The sequence below is a fragment of the Oleiphilus sp. HI0080 genome, from assembly GCF_001635135.1.
Window position 1 is genome coordinate 1 of sequence record NZ_LWFU01000619.1, and the last position, 1,945, is coordinate 1,945.

A 1,945-nucleotide genomic window follows, 5' to 3' on the forward strand; every position below is an offset into this window, starting at 1 on the left:
CGCAAAAAGTTCGATTTCGATCAAACAGAGTCAGCCAAAAGTGCTTGGTATCGATATCGCCGAGCAGCTCCTCGAGCAGGGAGCCGAAGCACTTCTTGAAGCTGCGTATCAATCATGATCAAAGCCATTCTCGAAGGGCACAAAGTACTTGTCTGCCGACCTGAACCGTCAGCCTCTGAGCTGTGCAAGGTATTGGAGTCAGTTGGCGCAGAGACCTACTCCCTGCCTTGTATTGAGGTGCGAACGCTTGCTCTGACACCTCAAGTCAAAAACATCATTTATGCCCTTGATCAATACGAAAAAGTGGTCGTGGTGAGCCAACATGCAGCAACACAGTTGATCCACTACGTGGATGAGCTGTGGCCCCAAGCGCCGGCTGATCAGAAGTGGTTCGGTATTGGCCGAAAAACCACCCAACTGCTTGCAGAAGCAGACCTCAGCGTCTCCATCCCGGATCAGGACTATAGCAGCGAAGGCCTGCTCGATACGCCTGAACTTAATCACGTCAAAGGCCAAAAGATTCTGATTGCGAAAGGCAAAGAGGGTCGAAGCAAGCTGGAGCAAGGCTTGAGGGATCGAGGGGCAAAAGTCACCACAATTGAATTATATGAGCGCGTTACACCAGAATACTCCGATCAAACGCTTCAAGAGAGTATCAGTGATTTTGGCGCGACCAGCATTGTCACTCTCAGCGCAGAAACCTTAGACAACCTCCATTCTCTCGCAAAATCTATTAGTGCAACCCCAACGGGGACTAGGCTTATCGTTCCGAGCGAGCGCGTAGCGAAGCATGCTCAAAGCTTGGGTTATCAAAAGACGCAGGTTTCTGAACAGCTCAGACCAATCGATATCATTAAAGCTCTGGCTCGGCCCGCTTAAATGAACAATTGCTAAGTGAAAAGCACTCACTTTAGGGCTAAGCTTTGGTTTAAAAGAACATAAAGCGCAGGTCTACAGTGAGCGAAGAAAAGCCAAGCACCACGGTAACGCAAGAAAAGCCAACACCCCAGCCGGCTCCTTCATCGCCGACGCAAACCAAACAAGCCAAAGCATCAACGGTCGAGAAGACATCTGAGCGCGGCGGAAGCGCGGGAATACTCGCGCTCTTGCTTATCGTCATCACAGCCATTGCCATCGGCGGCTATTTCGGAATGCAGCTGTGGCAAAAGCAAGACGCCGGCACCAATGCGATCAGAACGCTTACAGATCAGCTTGTGCATCAGAACCAAGCGCTTTCGAACCTTCAAAGTTCTGAACAGGCGCTGAATGAAAAGCTCATAAACCGTCAAACAGAGATCGATGCTCTGCTGCGACAACAACAAGTCAACATTGATAACTTTGTTTCACAGATTAACGCTATTAGAGGCAGCACTCGTAAAGACTGGCTTTTAGCACAAGCTGAATACCTGCTGCGCATCGCCAACCAACGTTTGGTCATCGAAAAAGATCCAAGCACGAGCGAAGCGCTGCTTGAAGCGGCAAATGATGTGCTTGCAGAAATCAATGATCCTGCACTCATGCCTGTGCGAATAAAAATCGCGGAAGAGCTCCTTCTTTTACGCAGCCAAGCACGCGGACAAATCGACACATTGTTGATGCGCCTAAACGCAGTCTCGAATCAGCTTGCCTCACTCAACTTGGATAAGAAAATAGTCTCATCTAAAACTAGCAACGCCACAACCACTCAGACGGCGCAAGCACCAGAACAATCGAATGAGCAAAACTGGTGGCAACGCTTAGTCACAAAACTTGAATCTGCGTTTAGTCGCGCCATTTCAATTCAACGCAGTGAAGAACCTCATTCGTTACCGCCTTCACCGGAATATTCTGCCTACCTTAAACAGAATTTGGCACTTCGAATCGAACAGGCAAAACTACTCTTAATGCGTCATCGCTTAGATGCGTTTTCGACACAGCTCGGTGGCAGCATCGAATGGGCTCGCAA

Annotated in this window: 2 protein-coding genes; both read left to right on the forward strand. The window is 49.2% G+C overall.

The features are described from left to right. The first annotated feature begins 114 nt into the window (after positions 1-114). Positions 115-879 carry a uroporphyrinogen-III synthase gene (locus tag A3751_RS13570; RefSeq protein ID WP_068456973.1) on the forward strand — a complete coding sequence of 255 codons (765 nt, stop codon included), beginning with the start codon at positions 115-117 and terminating at the stop codon, positions 877-879. A 77-nt stretch (positions 880-956) separates the two neighbouring features. Further along, positions 957-1,945, forward strand: a 989-nt coding sequence (locus A3751_RS13575; RefSeq protein ID WP_156492456.1) for a uroporphyrinogen-III C-methyltransferase, incomplete at its 3' end; no start/stop codon positions are given.